Genomic DNA, 16,598 nt, shown 5'->3' with positions numbered 1-16,598 from the left:
GCTGGTGACGGTCCAGTCTGTGTCGCCGCAACGGGTCGTCCAGCATGTCAGCAAGGTCCTGCTCGGCAAAGACCAGCAGATCCGCTTGGCCGTGGCCTGCCTGCTGGCACGCGGCCACCTGTTGATCGAAGATCTGCCCGGCATGGGCAAAACCACCCTCGCCGAAGCTCTTGCCCGTTGTCTTGGGCTGGAATTCAAGCGGGTGCACTTCACCAGCGATCTGCTCCCTGCCGATCTCACCGGCATCGGTGTGCTCGATACGGGCAGTGGCAACTTCAGCTTCCAGCCTGGCCCCCTGTTCAGCCAGGTGCTACTGGCCGATGAGATCAATCGGGCCAGCCCCCGCACTCAGAGTGCGCTGTTGGAGGCAATGGCCAGTGGCCGGGTCAGCGTTGATGGCACCAGCCATGAGCTGCCCTCGCCCTTCTTCGTGATCGCCACCCAGAACGGCCTCGATCAAACCGGCACCGCCCCGCTGCCGGAGTCCCAGCTGGATCGTTTCCTGATGCGGCTCACCCTTGGATTCCCCGAGCGGGAAGCGGAGTTGGCCCTGCTCAGCGGGCAGGCGATGCGGCCCGATCAGCTGCCGGCCCTGCTGACCGCCGCCGATCTGCTCGCCCTGCAACAGCAGGCGGCGGCCCAGCATGCCGAGCCTTCTCTGCTCGCTTATGTGCTCGATCTGGTGCAGCTCAGCCGCCAGGACAGCTTCGGTGCTTCGCCGCTCTCTCCGCGCGCCGCCCAGTCGCTGTTGGCGGCAGCCCGGGCGTGGTCGTTGCTGGAGGGGCGCGATTTCGTGATTCCCGCCGATGTGCAGGCCGTACTTCCCAGCGTCTGCGAACACCGCATGGACAACGGCGAGCCGATCGCCACCAACGGTGTCGGTGCCTGTGCCTCCGGCAGTTGGAGCCACCGCTTACTGGCGGGCGTCGATGGTCTCCGCTGACCACCCAGCTGTCCCCAAGGCGAAGCGCAATGGCCTGTTCCGGCCTCACGCCGGGCACCAGCTGCGCCTTGGCGCCCGAAGCATCTACATCCTGCCCACTGGATTCGGCGCCCTTTGGTTGATGGCCGTCGTGCTGCTGCAGGTGGTGGGCATCCAGCTGCAAAGCAACGGCACGCTGATGATGTCTTATCTGCTGCTGGGACTCTTCCTCCTGGCGATGCATCTCACCGCCTTCAATCTGCAAGGCCTCGAACTGAGCTGCAGCGATCCCCCGCCAGGATTCGCCGATGCCCCAATCAACTACCCGGTGGTCGTGCGCAGCCAGTGTCATCGCGATCAGCTGCGCATCGGCTTCATCCTGGGCTCTGCGCTGCGGCAGGACAGCACCACCCAGAGCCGCGATCAGGAGATCCAGCCGGGCCAGTCCGAGTTGTCAATTCCCTGGCAACCGCAGCAGCGGGGGTTGCAACGGCCCGGCCGACTGCGTATCAGCTCCAGTGCTCCGCTCGGTCTGTTCCGCTGCTGGAGCCTGTGGGAACCGCCCACCGCCCAGCTCGTTTACCCAGCCCGCCGCGAAGGGCCGGTGGCCGAAACCTTTGCTGAGGCAGAGGGGAACCGGCTGAACGTAAGCGGCCGCCCCAGCGCCCTGGGCCACGACCACTGGGTCGATCTGCGGCCACACAGGGCCGAGGAAGGGGTCAGCCGGCTGTTCTGGAAATCCATGGCGCGGGGCCGGGGCGCCCACTCCAAGGTGTTCGGCGGCTCCCCGCCGTCGGAGCCCCTCCTTAGCCCCCAACCGGACTTGCCGAAGGAGCAGGCGCTCCAACACCTCAGTGCCCGCATCTGGGCGCTCAGTGCTGCCGGTGACAGCTACGGCCTGATCCTGGGCGGCACCACGATCGCTCCGGGCAGCGGCAGCCGCCATCGCGACCAGTGCCTGGCGGCCCTGGCCCTGCTTCCGTGAGCGGGCAACGGCGGCTGCAATGGGTGGCGCTCGGCCTACTGGCCGCCTTGCTGCCAGCGATCGACACCGGCATGCCGCTGAGCTGGGGGGCGATCTGCCTGATCACGCTCACCGCCCTCAAGCTGCGCGAGGCGCACTCCCGCAGCGAGTTGCGCCGCGCCTCGCTGCTGATTCTGGTGATCACCGGGGTGATGGCGGCCCTGCTGCCCGGTCTGGGGCCCAGCCTGATCCAGCTGCTCACCACGCTGCTGGCGCTCAGCAGCCTGCTGTCGCTGGAACTCGGCAGTGCTGTGCAGCTGCGGACCCTGCTGGCCCGCAGCCTGCGCCTGCTCGGCGCCGCCCTGCCGCTGGTGCTGGTGCTGTTTCTGCTGGTGCCGCGGGTCGGGCCGCTCTGGACGGTGCCCATGGGACAGACCGCCCGCACAGGCCTCTCCGATCAGCTCGACACCGGCAGCATCGCCGATCTGGTGGCGGTGGACACGCCAGCGGCCCGGATCAGCTTCACGAACGAAGAGCCGCCACCACCGGAGTCCCGGTACTGGCGGGTGCTCACGCTGCACAGCTTCGATGGCCAGCGCTGGCAACGGCTGCCCAACGAAGACAACCTCAATGCCTTGCTCCCACAGACTGCCGGCGAGTCACCCACCGGCAGCCGCGAACAGTTCTGGCTAGCCGAGCCCATGTTGCTGCCGGTGCTCCCCTGGAGCGGCCAAGGCCAACCGCTGGATCCGGAGCTGCGCATCAGCCCCGATGGCGTGCTGCTCAACAACCGGCCACCGATCGAACGGCGCGCCTATGGCTTCACCAACCTGAGTGCGCCCGCTGCCTGGAAGCTTCAGCCGCCCAGGGAAGCCGCCCTGGAGCTGCCGGTCGGCATCAACCCCCGCCTACAGGCCCTCGGCCGTGAGTGGAAGGACACCCTTCCGCCTGCTGATCGGGTCGCTGTAGCCCAACGCTGGTTCCGCTCACAGCCGTTTCGCTACACCACCCAGCCAGGCTTGCTGCCGGGCCCTGATCCGGTGGACGCCTTCCTCTTCGACACCCGGACGGGCTTCTGTGAGCACTTCGCTTCCGGCTTCACGGCCCTGATGCGTGCCGCCGGCGTGCCTGCCCGCATCGTGCTCGGCTACCAGGGGGGAGATTGGGTGCCCCAGGTGGGCGGCGGCGGTTATCTGGATGTGCGTCAGAGCGATGCCCATGCCTGGAGCGAAGTCTGGCTGGCAGACCAGGGCTGGGTCCTGGTGGATCCCACCGCCTGGGTATCGCCGCTCCGAATCACGGCCGGCCAGCCGATCTCTGCCGGGCAAACCCCCCGCCAGTTCAGCCCACTGGGCTGGGCCCTGCTCCAGTGGCGCGGCATCGATCTGCGTTGGACCGGGTGGGTGATGAGCTTCAATCGCCAGGACCAGATGGCGCTGATTGAGCGGCTGTTGGGCAAGCGGCATGAATGGCTGGGCGCCTTGCTGGTGGCAGCACTGGCCCTCTGCCTCGGCCTCGTGCTGCCCTTGATGCACTGGAGCCAGCGGCGGCGCGACACCGATGGCCTGCGACGCGAGCTCGATCACTGTCTCCAGCGTCTGCGGCTGCTGGGGCTCGAACCACGCCCCGGTGAAGACCTCGGCAGCTTCTGCCGTCGAGCCGGACAGCAGCGTCCTGATCTCGCTTGCGCACTCGATGAACTGGCCTGCACCTACCTGCGGCAGCGGTTCGGGCCAGCGCTGCCGCAAGACCAGCGCCAGGCCTCCCGAAAGCGCCTGCGCCAGCTGCGGCAACAGCTCGGAGCCTTGCCCGCCGCCTCGAGCTCACAGGCATGAGCATCCGGGACAGGATCCGGCCCCGTTCCAGTCCAGTCAGCCGTGCTGCTCGATAGAACACATGGATCCATGCAAGCACCAGATGATGGGCGGTCTCCAGCCAAGGCTGGCTGTGCTGCTGCTGGGTTCACTGACGGCCTTCGGGCTGATGCCCCCAGCCGGCGCCTCCTCATTTGATGCCGTCGTGCGTCTGCTGGACACGCGTTCCTGCAAGCGCTGCGAGCTGCAGGACGCCGATCTGGTGCGGGCAGACCTGCGCGACGCGGATCTGCGCAACGCCCAGCTGCAGCGCGCCAACCTGAGTGGTGCCCGTCTGGATGGGGCCAAGTTAGGCGGGGCGAATCTCAGCTTCACCAGCCTCCAGGGGGCCTCGCTCAGGGGGGCCGATCTGCGGGGGGCCACGCTGGAAGGCACCGACCTGCGGGAGGCCGACCTCAGTGGCGCCCAGGTCGACACGGGCAGCCTGGCCACCACCCACTGGCAGGGGGCCCGGGGCATCGATCCCGCCCTTCAGGGACACGCCGAGCTGCACAATGCCGGCGTCGCAGCGGCCAAAGCAGGGCGCCTGCCGGAGGCAGAACGCTTCTTCGACGCGGCCATTCAGCGCGACCAGGAGGCGGCGATCAGCTGGGTGGCACGCGGAATCGTGCGCGGAGAGCAAGCCAAGACCGAGCAGGCCGCCGCCGATTTCAGCTATGCCGCTCAGCTCTACGCCACCAGCGGGGATCTGGCCACGTCCGAGCAGTTGCTGGAGGCCTCCGCCAAGCTGAAAAAAGATCCGCGGCAAGGAAAAGACGGAGGCAATGGCTTCGGCAGCCAGGTTGTGGGCGGGGCAATGGGTGTGGTTCAGTTCCTGTTGCCGTTGGCCGCCAAGGCGTTCATCCCCCTGGCGTTCTGAACCCTCACCGCTGCGGTTTCACTGCGGGTTGCTCATGAACTGGCGGGATTCCGGCGTAGAGGGCTGGAAGCCATAGCCGAAGGTGGCGCCGTCATTGTCGGAGATGATTCGCGGCGTCACCATAATCACCAACTCACGCTTTTCTCGTCGGTTGGAGGAGCCGCGGAAGAACTGACCGACCAAGGGAAGATCACCAAGAATGGGCCATTTTGTTACCTCGGCGATGTCCACATCGGAAATCACACCGGTGAGAATCAGGGTCTGGCCGTCGCGGACCCGCAGAGCGCCGGTGTCCAGCCGCCGCACGCTGAGAATGCTCACTTCGCTGGTGCAGGAGGGTGGGCCCGGCACCGAGTCGGTGACGGCGGAAATACTGGGGGAAAGTGAGAAGGTCACAAAGCCGTTGTCATCGATTTTCTCGACGCGGGCGCCCAGCACCAGACCAGCTGTCGAGAGTTCCAACGTGCATTGGGTACCACCATTTTCCTGCTGCTCCACCTCAACATTGGTGATCACATTGGTGCCCACCCGCACGACTGATTCGTTGGCACGGCTGCGGGCAATGGGCGAATCGATCGTGTAGGCATCAAGTCCCTGGTTGGAGCTGCCGCTATCACCCCCGCCTTGGCCGCCATCACGCAGGCGGGAGGGATTTTCTTGCAGGATCAACGTGGGACTTGCGATCAGCTTGGTGTTGCGCGAAACGATCTGGGCCTGAATAAAGTCGAAGAAGTTGTCTTGCGGGAAGTTCTGGCCGGGATTCCGCCGGAAGCCATCGGTTATGGCAGCGCCGACCGACCGACCGCCATTCAATGCTGCCGCACCAGTGGCCACCAGCCCTGGAAGGTTACTGCCCTCAACCTGAACTTGTCCCGGTGTTGTGCCTTGGGCAGGCGTGAGTTCAACTGCCAGGTCGCTAGGAACACCGCGCCGGAAATCACCAGCCGTGGGCGGGAGCCGCGACCCGAATGCACCCAGCAGTTGGCCATTGTCATTGACGATGAAGTTATTACCCCAGCGGAACGCAAAGCTGTTGGCGATATCCTGGGAGTTCTCCAGGTTGATATCAAGGATGCGCACCGCAAGGGCCACCTGCCGCTGGCGCAGATCCAGCTGCTTGAGATAGGCCTCAGCGATCGCCACCAGAGAGCTTTCCCCCACCAGGGTGATGGTGCCGAGCCTGGTGTCGGTGGTGCCGATCAGCCCCACCAAAGGCCCCTGGCTGGCGCCGAAGGAGTTGATCTGCGTGGTGGTGGCAGTCGTGGCGGTGGAAGCGGCCGTGTTGTTCGCCGGTGTGCCTGTGGAAGCCACCTCACTGGAGGTGGATGTGGTGGTGAACGTCTTGTTGATCGTGGCCCCGAGGCTCGCCAGGTAGTCGGCAGCGGAGTTGGCTGACGCCTGATTCAGCCGGTAGACCTTGGAGAGCTGAGATCCGAAGGTTTTGCTCAGCGCGCTGGGGCCAGCAACGATCAGATTGCCTTCCAGCTTTCCCTGCAAACCAGAGGCCAACAGGATCGCGTTAACGGCTCTGGAATAGGCCTCATTACGGAAGGCGATCGACACGCGCCTGGCGTTGATGGCCGTGTCAGGTGGAGCGGGGGTCGCGCCAGGGGCAGGCGAGTCGTCAACGTAGACGAAGCCATAACCACCCATTTGGGCCACGGCCATCAGCGCGTCTTTCGCCGGGGCATTGCGGAGCGTCATGGTCACACTCGGACCCCGCAGATTCACGAAGCTGCGGTTGCGCAGGAGCATGCTGCCAACGGCCATGTCGCCCACCGGCGGTGCCACCGCCCTGGGTTGCAGCGGCGGCGCAAAGCGCGGCTGATCCACCCGGCCCGGTGTATTGAGGTCAAGCCGGCCGGTCTGGGTGGAACTCTGGCGGGGAGCGGGGAAGGTGAGGATCAGGTTGCGGCCGTCTGCGCTCACCACCGGGCGGGGCATGGAACCCCCACGACTCGGAGACACCTGCAGGAAGAAGCGGGTGCCTTCGCCTTCAAGGCTCACCGTCTCGAAGCCCAGATCCGGCAGGCTCACCCTCTGGGGGCCACGCCGCAGGCTGTTTGGACCGGTGAGGAGGATTTGCCCCTCCCAGCCCCGGTTGTTGGTGAACTGCTGCAGCTGCGGAGCTGCACCGGTGCCTTCGATCACAAACTCCACCGAATCGGGCAGGCGGCGGATCTTCAGCTCCACTGAGCCGGACTGGCTGGCGGGAGGGTTCGTTCCGGCGGCAGGAGTCCCCGGCTGAAATGGGCCCACCTGGGCGGGCGCTGCCATGGCTTCGGCAACCGGCAAAAGGGTCAGCACTGGAAAGGCTGCCGAAAGAGCCAGACTTCCAACTCGTCGCACTGACCGGTTCTCCGCAAATTTCATCGTTGGGGGATCTTATGTGTAGAAGTGAACGTGTGCGACGCGATGGGCATGAATGGGGAAATCAGGGCGTCGTGGGCTGAGCGGGCTTGGGCGGCTTAGGCGGCTTGGGCGCTGGATCTCCCTCTCGATAGAGAGAGAGATTGAGCTTGAGATCAGCAAGTGGAGGTGAATTAGCGCCAGCAGGGGCACTTGCCTCTCGAAGCGCCACGTTCAGATCGCTCTGCACAACCAGCAGCCCCAGACGCTCCAACCGGCGCAGGAAATCAAGCAGGTTGGGATAACGCCCGCGGGCACTGAGCAGGGTCGTCGCTTTCACCAGGCCACTGGCTTCCAATGGGTCCTGGGGCGGGGGCGGCGGAGCATTTTGGTCGGCGGCAGCCTTTCCTTGGGCAGGTTGGCCCGATGCGGGAGGGGCGCCCTCGGCAGCCGCCGGTGCGGCAGGCGGGGCAACGGGTTCAAACACATCCAGCTGGATACCGGAAGCACTCGCTTCCCGGTTGAGCTGCGCCATGAAGGTATCGAAATCGCCGCTGCCGGCGATGAGCTGCAACAGGTTGCTCTGCTGCTTGCGGATTTTTTCGGTGTCCTCGATCTGGCGCAGCCGCTGAACGCGCAGCAGGGGAAGACGGCGCTCCATCTCGCGCAATTCATCAAGCTGGACCTGGTTTTGGCGCAGGCTGCTCCAGGGCTGCCAGACCCCGCCGAAGAACACCAGTCCTGAGAGCACGGCACCGGCGGCGATCGGGAGACCCGCCAGCAGTCCTATCCGCAAGGCAGGGGATGGCGGTTTGATGCCTTCCTGGAGGTTCGTCATGGCAGCACTCCCTCACGGCGGAGCTTCTGCAGCCGCAAGGCGAGGCCTTCAGCGCCGAGGCTCTGCAGCAAGGCCAGGCGCTGGTTGAGTGATTCGGCCGTAGCGCGGAAGCCCGCAGAAATTTCGAAGGCCACCAGATTGGCCTCTGGGCTCGACCCTGACCCTCCAGCTGAGGGCCGGCTTGCTCTGGCCAGGGTGATCTGGCTCGGATCCAGCAGGGGTGAGCCCTGGAGTTGGAGCACCAGAGCATTGATGCGCTCAAAGGCACCCGGATCAGCGCTGCGGCCTTTGATCAAGAGGGCCTGCTTCTCCACCGTGAGTTGGGTCAGCTGCAGGCCGCGAGGGGTGCGCTGGCTCACATCCGTCATCAGCGCCGAACCGGAGCGCAGTGTGATCAGTCCGCCGGCCAGGGACGCGTTGCTGGCGCGGGTTTTGTCATTGGCGGCCTTCTCGGCGGCCAGTTCCTGCTCCAGCTGGGCCACCTGCCCCCGCACCGGTGCCAGACGCTCCAATTCCTGAGAGATCATCTGCTGCTGAATCCGCAGCAGCAGCGAAACGGCCAGCATCGCCACCACCAGGCCACCACCGACGGCGGCGCCGATCAGCAGTAGGCGCCGAGCGTCAAGAGGTGGTGGCCCATCCGCTGGCAGGCCCAGTTCAACCCGGCGTTCGCGCAGCAGGTCAACGGGGGGTAAGGAGGCGCTCATCGGGACAGGTCTCCGGCAGCCAGGCCGCACATCCGCACCAGGGACGCTCCACCGACCGCGTCGGCAGCAGAAGGATCAGGATCGTTCTCGGTGCCGACAATGCTCAGCCACCTTTGCTGCAGGGGGTCGACGATTTCCACGCTCCACGACGGTGTCGGCGAGAGCGTATCGGAAACCTTCGCGCAATCTTGAGCGGGGCCGTAAACCAGCACCCGCACGGACGTCATGCTCGGATCCCGGCGCTGCCAGAACGCCAGGCAGGTACGCAGCTCCCTCTCGATCGACATGGCGCCTGCCGTGACCCGCCGGCTGAATTCGGGGATGCCATCACGAACCAGCAACAGATCGGCACTGTCCCCACGGAGCTCGAGCAACACCATCAGTTCGCCGGCAGGAGCCGCAGCAATCAGAGGATCCAACGCCCGCAGCGTCACAACCTGGGCGGGCTCAAGGCACACAAGATCCAAGGCGGCAATGGAGAACACCTCCACCCAGGCCTGGATCATGGCGCGCTGGCCGATGGCCACCAGCGAGGTGGGGGGGGCGGGATGGATCCCGCAAGGGGAGAGGCCCAAGAGTGATGTAGGTCTGGCTCATTGGGAATGGGAGCCCCAGATCCGGGTTCAACTCCCGCAGCGCCAGGTCGGGCTGCTCAGGCCAGTCGTCATAGGGCCACTCCACCACCCGGAGCGTGCAGGCAGCGGCGGGCAAGGCCGCCACCACCTCCGCTCCCATCAAGTTGAGCTCCACCACCAGATCACCGATCAGGTCCCCAAGGGCCGCTTTCTGCTGAGGTTGGCCACCGCTGCAGGTGCCGCGTGGCAACGGCACAGTGCGCAGCAAAGTGCCTGTGGGCGGGTAGGTGGCTCCCTTCAAAAGCATCAAGGTGACTTGCTCGTCTTCCAGCACCAGCAGGAGGCGGGGAGGGAACAGACGGGCCGTCAGAGGCCGCAGCCGTTCTTGCAAGCCAGCGAGAACCAAGATCGGCGACGAAAAGATGCGCGAATCGTATCGGCAGACTTCCGCCGATGCACCGAATCGCTCGCTAGGCGCTCAGGTAAGGCAAACCGCTGCCCACCGCTTCGCCGATATGGCGGCAGCCGTGGCGGTCGAGTTGCTGCTGGAGGCCTTCAAGGATGGTTGGCACAAGTGCAGGCCCGGCGTAGATCCAACCGGTGTACAGCTGAATCAACGACGCCCCCGCCGTGATGCGCTCCCAGGCGGATTCAGGCGAGTCGATGCCACCCACCCCCACCAGTGGCAAGGCTGGTCCAGCCGTGGCCCGCAGCCGGCGCAGCACCTCCAGCGCACGGCCACGCAGCGGGGCGCCACTCAGGCCACCGGCCTCCTCCTCCAGGGTGCGTCCGGTCTGCGCGAGGCGGCGCTTCTCCAGGCCCAGACGGTTCAAGCTGGTGTTCACGGCGATCACGCCAGCCAGCCCCTCCTGATAAGCCAACCGCGCGATCGTGTCGATGGCGTCGTCTTCCAGATCAGGAGCGATCTTCACCAGCAGGGGCGGGCAACCTGGCAGGCGGCGCAACCGCTCCACCAGCCGTCGCAGCTGGGTGGCGTCCTGCAGGTCCCGCAGCCCCGGGGTGTTGGGAGAGCTCACGTTGATCACCGCGTAATCGGCCAGCGGGGCCAGCAGCTCCAGCGTGGAGGCGTAGTCGTCGGGGGCGCGCTCCAGCGAGGTGATCCTGGATTTGCCCAGGTTGAGGCCAAGCACGGCCGGACGTTGCCCGGCCGGCGGCAGGTGCTGCTCTTCCAGGGTGCGTTTGGCGGCCACAGCGCCGTTGTTGTTGAAACCCATCCGGTTGAGGGCGGCCCGCTCCTGCGAGAGGCGGAACAGGCGGGGCCGCGGATTGCCGGGCTGGCCGTGCCAGGTGATCGTGCCGAGCTCGGCGAAACCGAAGCCGAACAGGTGCCAGATGCCAGCCGCCACCGCGTTCTTGTCAAAGCCGGCCGCCAGGCCCAGCGGATTGGCGAAGCGGCAACCGAACAGGGTCTGCTCGAGGCGGAGATCCGGCCGCTGCAATTCCGCCCCCAGGCCCGCCAGGCTGCCCGACACCAGTGGCCAGTGCCGGCGTCTGGAGGCCAGCCCCAAGGCGGTGAGAGTGAGCTGGGTGAGCTGTTCGGCGTCGGCCCCGTCATCGCGGGCGAGCAACGGACCGACCCAGCGCCGGTAGAGCGCTTCGGTGCTGGACAGGGGCGGGGCCGATGCCATGGGGGGTTCCATCAACGACGCTCCAGGCGCCAGCGACATTGGTCGAGCGAGCGGACGTGCCAATCGCGCCAGACCCAGTCGCCGGGACGCTCGGCCAAACGGGCGAGGGGAAGATCCACCAGCTGGGCCAGCTCGGCTGCCGAGAGGGTAAACCCGCCGTCCGCCAACCGGTCCGCCAGTTCCAGGCGGCTGAGCAAGGCGGTCAGTGCCGGTGGCGCAGGGTCGTCAGCAGGGGTGCCGGCAGCAAGGGGGTCACCGGACGCGGCTGCAGAGGTGGCCGGTGGAGGAACAGAAGCAACAAGAGGAGCGGCGCCTGCGGCAGCGCTCCCGGCCAGGGCAGGTCTGCCGCCGCGGGAAAAGGCCACGGCGATCACGTCGCAGCGGTCGTTGTCGGGGTCGCCGCTGTGGCCGCGCACGTGCACGAGCGGCACATCCGACAGCCGGGCCCGATCCAGCGCTTCCCAGAGGTCTTTGTTGAGCACCGGGCTGCCCGAGGCGGTGCGCCAGCCCTTGCGCTTCCAGCCAGCCATCCAGCGCTGCAGGCCATCGATGAGGTAGCGGCTGTCGGTGCGCAGCCGCAGATCCGGGTGGCGTGGCAGCTCGCGCAGGCGCTCCAGCACCGCCAGGGCCGCCGTCAGTTCCATGCGGTTGTTCGTGGTGGCCGGATCCGCGCCCCCCAGTTCGATCATGCTGCCGTCTTCGAAGCGCAGCAGTGCCCCCCAGCCCCCTGGGCCCGGGTTGCCACTGCAGGCCCCATCACAGGCCGCTGCCACCACCCGCACCGGCTCAGCACCCACTGGGCGTCAGGCGAAAAGTTCGGTAAACATTGGATCCCCCTCGGGCCAGGACGCACACGATCATGAAGCGAACTTACCTGGCCCTGGCGGGACTCGGTCTGGCGATGGCCGCCGCCCCTGCCGTGAACAGTTCCGTGGCCCTGGCCCAGGGCGTGTTCAACAGCGTGCCTGTGGATGCCTCCCGCTTTGCGGTGCTGGCCAAGCCGGTGGGCTCGGCCGACTGGTCGCTGCTGGTGCTCGAGCAACTGGCACCCCGGCCGCTGTGCTGGGAACAGCGGCCGGATGGCCTGGTGGATCCCTCCCTGAACCGCTTCGATTTCACCGGCATCTGCAGCCGTTATCTCGACAGCAACGGCTACTCGCTGCGGGTCGCCGATCAGGATCTGGCCAGCCGCTACCGCCTGCGGCTGCGGCAGGTGGGCCAGGAGCTTCAGCTGCAGGCGATGAGCCCCACGGAAACCACCACCCTGGTCGTGGGGCGCGGCACCGTGCCGCTGCGCGATCGGGACGCCTTTGTGGCCATCACCCTGGAGCCCGACTGGCAGCTCAACCGCCGCGCCTTCGGCAACCAGACCCTCAGCCACGTGTATTTCGCCAACGGCACGCCGCTGGAGGACCTGCTGGCACGGGCGGCTCAGGCAAGGGGCTCGCTCGTGGCCGGCCGCCAACGCCCACTGCTGGGCCGCAGGGACGACAGCAGGCCCTCCTACGAAGAAACCGAGGGACCGATCGCCCTGCAGGTGGTGCCGTTCGAGGAGTGAACACCGAGGGGATGGGGCGGCCACGAAAGGAGCAGCAACAGCCGCGGTGACAGTTGAACCAGCGACCCATTCCCCCACTCCCCCCTTTTCAGCAGCGTTAACGTTCGGGGGTGTGAGGGGTGAGGGACGACCTTCAAGGGTCGAAACAAGGACAGACTCCCTGAAACGTCCCACCTCTAAAGCCCTGCCTTCGGCGGGGCTTTTTTTTGTCTTGACGGTTCCGCGGCGGCTGGGGAGGCCAAGCTGCTTCAGGACGGCAGGCCAAGCAAGCCGCTCCAGCCGAGGGGGCCAGCAGATCACGGCCACAAAAAAGCCAGCCTCGGGGGCTGGCTTCAAGATGAAATGGGTAAGCAGGCGGACCCCGGGAGGGAGCCCGAAGGCCAGCCGGGCCGTTGAGGCCGATCGGGCCAGGGAGAAAAGGCCGGAAGCAAGCGGGGTGGGGCAGCCGAACGGCCACCCCCGAAGATCACTTGACGGTGACCTTGCCGCCCACTTCTTCGATGGCCTTCTTGATGGCTTCGGCTTCGTCTTTGGAGACGCCTTCCTTGATGGCCTTGGGAGCCGCTTCGACGAGAGCCTTGGCTTCGCCGAGGCCGAGGCCCGTGACTTCACGGACGGCCTTGAGCACCTTGATCTTGGAAGCAGCGTCGAAGCCGTCGAGCACGGCATCGAATTCGGTTTGCTCTTCGACGGCCTCAGCGGCAGCAGCAGGAGCCGCCATCATCACGGCGCCGGCGGAAGCGGCGGCGGACACGCCGAAGGCTTCTTCGATCTGCTTGACGAGCTCGGAAGCTTCCAGCAGGGAGAGGGTTTTGAGCGACTCGAGGATGGAGTCAGTGGTGGCGGACATGGTTGAGATTCAGCAACAGATCGGGTGAATGGGGAGCGACGACTCCAGGAATCGCCGCAGTCGGCGGTCAGCCTTCGCCGGAATCGGCGTGCTGCTTGAGCGCTCGGGCAAGACCGGACGGAACTTCGTTGATGCCCACAGCCAGCTTGGTGGCCACGGCGTTGATCGCACCTGCGATCTGCGCCAGCAGCACCTCCTTGGAGGGCAGCTCACCGATGGCCTTGACGTCGTTCTGGGAAAGGAGCTTGCCTTCGAAAAGGCCTCCTTTCACTTCCGACTTCTTCGTGTCCTTCTGGAAGGACTGAACGGCCTTGACGGCAGTGCCGACGTCGCCCTTGATCAGGACGAACGCGTTGGTGCCGGTGAGCAGGGAATCAAGTTCCGACCAGGCACTGTTTCCATCGATCGCTCGGCGCATCAAGGTGTTTTTGGTCACCTTGCAGATGCCGTTGCTGGCCCGCAGGCGGGTGCGCAGGTCGGACATCTCCTTGATCGACAGGCCCTTGAAATCAAGGACCAGTGCCATTTCCGATGCACCGAGGAGCCCTTTGAGCTCTTCGACGATCTGTTGCTTGCTCTCCAGTTTGCGGCCCATAGGAGTGGAACGAATCGGTGGGAACAAGCCGGGCCCGCGGCCCCTGAAGCCCCTCACTCAAAGTGCCGCTCCTTGAAGGTGGCGGCCCGCAAAGGCCAGCACCGCTGGGGCGTTTGGAGTGACGGACCCGCTCCCGTTTCAAACGGGGGCGCGACGAGGCCGCCTGACGATTCGCACCACCGAGAACCGGAGTGCCAAACCTTCCGCGAGCACCTCGGCAGGACTTATGAACAAACGGACTCCCGGAAGGTTTCCCGGAAGCTCGATCGCTCACCTGCTGTCTTGGGTTGGGCGCGTGCCCTCTGGACAAGCCAGTGGATCACCCTACACCGGCGACCTGCCCGCTTCCGGGCCCTCGGCGCTCAGCAGTCGGAGCTCAGCTGTCGCGCTTGATGTCCTGCAGCACGGTGACATCCACCTGCACCGACGGACCCATGGTGGAGGTGAGATAGAGGCTCTTCCAGTAGCGACCCTTGGCACCGCTGGGTTTCTGGCGGTCGATCACTTCCTGCAGTGCCTTGAGGTTCTCCAGCAGCTTCTCGGTGCTGAAGCTGGCCTTGCCGAAGCGCACGTGCACGATGCCGGTGCGGTCAGCACGGAATTCCAGTTTGCCGGCCTTGAATTCATTGATGGCGGCGGCGAGGTCGGTGGCCACGGTGCCGGCCTTGGGGTTCGGCATCAAGCCGCGCGGACCGAGCACACGGCCCAGCTTGGCCACCTTGGGCATCATGTCCGGGGTGGCGATCAGCAGGTCGAAGTCGATCTGGCCGCCGGCGATCGACTCGACCAGATCCTCATCACCGGCGAGGTCGGCGCCGGCAGCCTTGGCTTCGGCGACCTTCTCACCACGGGCGATCACGGCAATGCGGATGCTCTGACCCGTGCCGTTCGGCAGGGCGACCGTGGTGCGGAGCTGCTGGTCGGTGTACTTGGGGTCGATGCCGAGGCGGGCGTGGGCCTCGATCGTTTCGTCGAATTTCGCGGTGGCGTTGGCCTTGACGAGCTCGATGGCCTCGAGAGGCTCGTAGGCCTGGTCTTTGACCGCTTCGGCCAGGGCGGTGTAACGCTTGGAAGGGTTCGGCATGGTGGGAGTTGGGGTGCGGGCGACGGAGCCGGCGGGCGCATGAGGCCCGGGCCCTGGGTCTCCCCCGGGTGGGGTGAAAAGGAAAGGAGCAGGGAACTGGATCCGGCGCAGGGGCCTCGGCCAGTGGCGACATCAGGCCGGGGGCCTTCAGTCGCGGACGGCGACGCCCATGTTGCGGGCGGTGCCTTCGATGATGCGCATGGCCGCCTCGACACTGCTGGTGTTGAGGTCGGGGAGCTTGGTCTTGGCGATCTCCTCGAGCTGGGCGCGGCTGATGGCACCGGCATCTCCCTTGGCGGAAGTGGCGGCACCTTTGGGAATCCCGGCAGCCTTGGAGATCAGCACCGACGCCGGCGGGGTCTTGGTGATGAAGGTGAAGCTGCGGTCTTCAAAGACCGAGATCTCCACCGGGATCACATACCCGGCTTTGTCCTGGGTGCGGGCGTTGTACTCCTTGCAGAACGCCATGATGTTGACGCCGTGCTGACCGAGGGCGGGGCCCACGGGCGGAGCAGGGTTGGCTTTGCCGGCATTGAGGGCCAGCTTGATCACGGCTACGACTTTCTTGGCCATCGGCTGGTCTGGGGAACGGAAACTCCCTCGCGGGAGATGGGGGCGTACGCCCCGGTGGGCTGGACAGGATCTCCCCGAGGGGAGGTGTGCGGATCGCCGTTCGCGGGGAGCGGCGGTGTGGTGTGTCCGCCGCAGGCGGTGAACACACCCAGGGCCACCCTCCGCAGGGAGGCGGCCGCTGGTGATCAGCTCTGCTTGCTGATCTGGGAGAACTCGAGCTCCACCGGGGTTTCCCGGCCGAAGATCGAGAGCAGAGCCTTGAGCTTGCTGCGCTCTCCCGACACTTCGATCACCTCGCCCTGGAAATCCTTGAACGGACCCGCGGTCACGAGGATCTGATCCCCCTCGGTGATGTCGACCTTCACCAGTGGCTTCTTCTCAGCGGCGCGCTTGAAGATGCGCTCCACCTCGGGCCGGGTGAGGGGCCGGGGCTTGATGTGGCCACGGGCACGGCCGGTGGCGCGGCGCTCTTCGGCCCCCACGAAGTTGATCACGTTCGGGGTGCTCCGCACCGCCATCATCGTGTCTTCGTCGAGCACCATGCGCACCAGCACGTAACCGGGGAACACCTTCTCCTCGGTGGACTGACGGCTGCCGTCTTTCTTGAGCTTGATGGCAGGCGTCTGCGGGATCTCGATCTCGAGGATGCGGTTACTGACGCCCAGGGTGATCGCCCGCTGCTCCAGGGTGGCCTTGACCTTCTTCTCGCAGCTGGAGGCCACCTGCACTGCGTACCAGCGGGCCACCTGCGGCTTGGCCTCGGCTTCAGCGGCGGCTGCCGGATCGACAGCTACCGGGTCGACGGCTGCCAGGTCGACCGCCGCAGCGCTCAGGGCGTCAGCGTCGGTGAGATCGACGGCAGCGAGATCAGCAGGGGCGAGTTCGGCTTCTGACACGAGGTTGAGGAAAGGACGACGAGGCGGCGTGGGGAATGCGGGGCGGGAGGATCAGCGGAAGATCTGGGAGGACAGCCAGCCGAAGAGGCGATCGATCGCGGCGATCGAGGCAGCCGACAGGCCCACCATCAGGATCACCGCCACCGATTCGCTGAACAGTTGCTGGCGGCTGGGCCAGACCACCTTGCGCAGCTCTTCCAGCAGCGAGGGGAAAAAGCCCGTGGCTGCCGCCCCTGCCGGCGGCGTGGGCTCTGCCTCAGGCAAGGTTTCGGTGGTGGTGGAGCGGGTAGGGGATTCCACGGTGG

General features: G+C 66.2%; 18 protein-coding genes. 5 read left to right on the top strand and 13 right to left on the bottom strand.

Going from position 1 to position 16,598, the window contains the following annotated elements; genetic code table 11:
- The first annotated feature begins 4 nt into the window (after positions 1-4).
- From ACWJI3_RS06805 to ACWJI3_RS06790, 4 genes are all read left to right on the top strand, one after another.
- A complete protein-coding gene (locus tag ACWJI3_RS06805) occupies positions 5-943 on the top strand; it encodes an AAA family ATPase (RefSeq protein ID WP_233132904.1) in 939 nt (312 codons plus the stop codon).
- Positions 930-1,907, top strand: coding sequence for a DUF58 domain-containing protein (locus tag ACWJI3_RS06800; protein WP_480203281.1), 978 nt, complete (start codon positions 930-932; stop codon positions 1,905-1,907). Before ACWJI3_RS06805 ends, ACWJI3_RS06800 begins: the two co-directional genes overlap by 14 nt.
- Positions 1,904-3,721, top strand: a complete 1,818-nt coding sequence (locus ACWJI3_RS06795; protein ID WP_480203280.1) for a transglutaminase TgpA family protein — start codon at positions 1,904-1,906, stop codon at positions 3,719-3,721. Before ACWJI3_RS06800 ends, ACWJI3_RS06795 begins: the two co-directional genes overlap by 4 nt.
- Positions 3,722-3,806: 85 nt before the next feature.
- Positions 3,807-4,619: a pentapeptide repeat-containing protein gene (locus tag ACWJI3_RS06790; RefSeq protein ID WP_480203279.1), complete on the top strand. Its 813-nt coding sequence runs from the start codon at positions 3,807-3,809 to the stop codon at positions 4,617-4,619.
- An 18-nt stretch (positions 4,620-4,637) separates the two neighbouring features.
- Here ACWJI3_RS06790 and ACWJI3_RS06785 read toward each other — a convergent pair whose 3' ends face one another.
- The 7 genes from ACWJI3_RS06785 to ACWJI3_RS06755 form a co-directional block, all read right to left on the bottom strand.
- Positions 4,638-6,452, bottom strand: coding sequence for a type II secretion system protein GspD (locus tag ACWJI3_RS06785; RefSeq protein ID WP_480203278.1), 1,815 nt, complete (start codon positions 6,450-6,452; stop codon positions 4,638-4,640).
- A gap of 601 nt (positions 6,453-7,053) precedes the next feature.
- Entirely contained in the window at positions 7,054-7,806 is a 753-nt protein-coding gene (locus tag ACWJI3_RS06780) for a hypothetical protein (protein WP_480203277.1), read from the bottom strand.
- Positions 7,803-8,513: a PilN domain-containing protein gene (locus ACWJI3_RS06775; RefSeq protein ID WP_480203276.1), complete on the bottom strand. Its 711-nt coding sequence runs from the start codon at positions 8,511-8,513 to the stop codon at positions 7,803-7,805. Before ACWJI3_RS06775 ends, ACWJI3_RS06780 begins: the two co-directional genes overlap by 4 nt.
- On the bottom strand, positions 8,510-9,004 hold the full coding sequence (locus ACWJI3_RS06770; protein ID WP_480203275.1) for a type IV pilus biogenesis protein PilM: 495 nt from the start codon (positions 9,002-9,004) through the stop codon (positions 8,510-8,512). Before ACWJI3_RS06770 ends, ACWJI3_RS06775 begins: the two co-directional genes overlap by 4 nt.
- Complete coding sequence (locus ACWJI3_RS06765) at positions 8,961-9,494, bottom strand: hypothetical protein (RefSeq protein ID WP_480203274.1); 534 nt, start codon at positions 9,492-9,494, stop codon at positions 8,961-8,963. Before ACWJI3_RS06765 ends, ACWJI3_RS06770 begins: the two co-directional genes overlap by 44 nt.
- A gap of 64 nt (positions 9,495-9,558) precedes the next feature.
- Positions 9,559-10,737 (bottom strand): quinone-dependent dihydroorotate dehydrogenase, encoded by a 1,179-nt coding sequence (locus ACWJI3_RS06760; protein WP_233132907.1) that lies wholly within the window; start codon positions 10,735-10,737, stop codon positions 9,559-9,561.
- 11 nt (positions 10,738-10,748) lie between these two features.
- Positions 10,749-11,534, bottom strand: a complete 786-nt coding sequence (locus tag ACWJI3_RS06755; RefSeq protein ID WP_480203273.1) for a ribonuclease H family protein — start codon at positions 11,532-11,534, stop codon at positions 10,749-10,751.
- Positions 11,535-11,596: 62 nt separating this feature from the next.
- Here ACWJI3_RS06755 and ACWJI3_RS06750 point away from each other — a divergent pair, with 62 nt between their 5' ends.
- Positions 11,597-12,295, top strand: coding sequence for a DUF3747 domain-containing protein (locus ACWJI3_RS06750; protein ID WP_094512039.1), 699 nt, complete (start codon positions 11,597-11,599; stop codon positions 12,293-12,295).
- Between the two features lie 466 nt (positions 12,296-12,761).
- Here ACWJI3_RS06750 and rplL read toward each other — a convergent pair whose 3' ends face one another.
- From rplL to secE, 6 genes are all read right to left on the bottom strand, one after another.
- Positions 12,762-13,145 (bottom strand): 50S ribosomal protein L7/L12, encoded by a 384-nt coding sequence (gene rplL / locus ACWJI3_RS06745; protein ID WP_094512042.1) that lies wholly within the window; start codon positions 13,143-13,145, stop codon positions 12,762-12,764.
- Between the two features lie 67 nt (positions 13,146-13,212).
- The gene (rplJ, locus tag ACWJI3_RS06740; protein WP_094512046.1) at positions 13,213-13,740 is read right to left on the bottom strand and encodes a 50S ribosomal protein L10; all 528 of its coding nucleotides are present in this window, start codon (positions 13,738-13,740) and stop codon (positions 13,213-13,215) included.
- 376 nt (positions 13,741-14,116) lie between these two features.
- Positions 14,117-14,824 carry a 50S ribosomal protein L1 gene (gene rplA, locus ACWJI3_RS06735; RefSeq protein ID WP_094512049.1) on the bottom strand — a complete coding sequence of 236 codons (708 nt, stop codon included), beginning with the start codon at positions 14,822-14,824 and terminating at the stop codon, positions 14,117-14,119.
- A gap of 147 nt (positions 14,825-14,971) precedes the next feature.
- On the bottom strand, positions 14,972-15,397 hold the full coding sequence (rplK, locus tag ACWJI3_RS06730; RefSeq protein ID WP_094512052.1) for a 50S ribosomal protein L11: 426 nt from the start codon (positions 15,395-15,397) through the stop codon (positions 14,972-14,974).
- A gap of 185 nt (positions 15,398-15,582) precedes the next feature.
- Positions 15,583-16,209, bottom strand: a complete 627-nt coding sequence (nusG, locus tag ACWJI3_RS06725; protein ID WP_369803010.1) for a transcription termination/antitermination protein NusG — start codon at positions 16,207-16,209, stop codon at positions 15,583-15,585.
- A gap of 135 nt (positions 16,210-16,344) precedes the next feature.
- Positions 16,345-16,593, bottom strand: coding sequence for a preprotein translocase subunit SecE (secE, locus tag ACWJI3_RS06720; protein ID WP_198948268.1), 249 nt, complete (start codon positions 16,591-16,593; stop codon positions 16,345-16,347).
- Between the last annotated feature and the right edge of the window lie 5 nt (positions 16,594-16,598).

Source organism: Marcopretia estuarina LEGE 06307, from assembly GCF_056633115.1.
The sequence above is the reverse complement of the archived record's forward strand: the minus strand, read 5'-3'. Positions and strand labels throughout refer to the sequence as shown.

Bases quoted from the DNA above. Each gene is read 5' to 3' on its own strand.
- ACWJI3_RS06790 (WP_480203279.1), top strand. From the start codon at position 3,807: ATGGGCGGTCTCCAGCCAAGGCTGGCTGTGCTGCTGCTGGGTTCACTG.
- rplA (WP_094512049.1), bottom strand. From the start codon at position 14,824: ATGCCGAACCCTTCCAAGCGTTACACCGCCCTGGCCGAAGCGGTCAAA.
- rplK (WP_094512052.1), bottom strand. From the start codon at position 15,397: ATGGCCAAGAAAGTCGTAGCCGTGATCAAGCTGGCCCTCAATGCCGGC.
- rplL (WP_094512042.1), bottom strand. From the start codon at position 13,145: ATGTCCGCCACCACTGACTCCATCCTCGAGTCGCTCAAAACCCTCTCC.
- ACWJI3_RS06780 (WP_480203277.1), bottom strand. From the start codon at position 7,806: ATGACGAACCTCCAGGAAGGCATCAAACCGCCATCCCCTGCCTTGCGG.
- ACWJI3_RS06775 (WP_480203276.1), bottom strand. From the start codon at position 8,513: ATGAGCGCCTCCTTACCCCCCGTTGACCTGCTGCGCGAACGCCGGGTT.
- rplJ (WP_094512046.1), bottom strand. From the start codon at position 13,740: ATGGGCCGCAAACTGGAGAGCAAGCAACAGATCGTCGAAGAGCTCAAA.
- ACWJI3_RS06760 (WP_233132907.1), bottom strand. From the start codon at position 10,737: ATGGCATCGGCCCCGCCCCTGTCCAGCACCGAAGCGCTCTACCGGCGC.
- ACWJI3_RS06750 (WP_094512039.1), top strand. From the start codon at position 11,597: ATGAAGCGAACTTACCTGGCCCTGGCGGGACTCGGTCTGGCGATGGCC.
- ACWJI3_RS06800 (WP_480203281.1), top strand. From the start codon at position 930: ATGGTCTCCGCTGACCACCCAGCTGTCCCCAAGGCGAAGCGCAATGGC.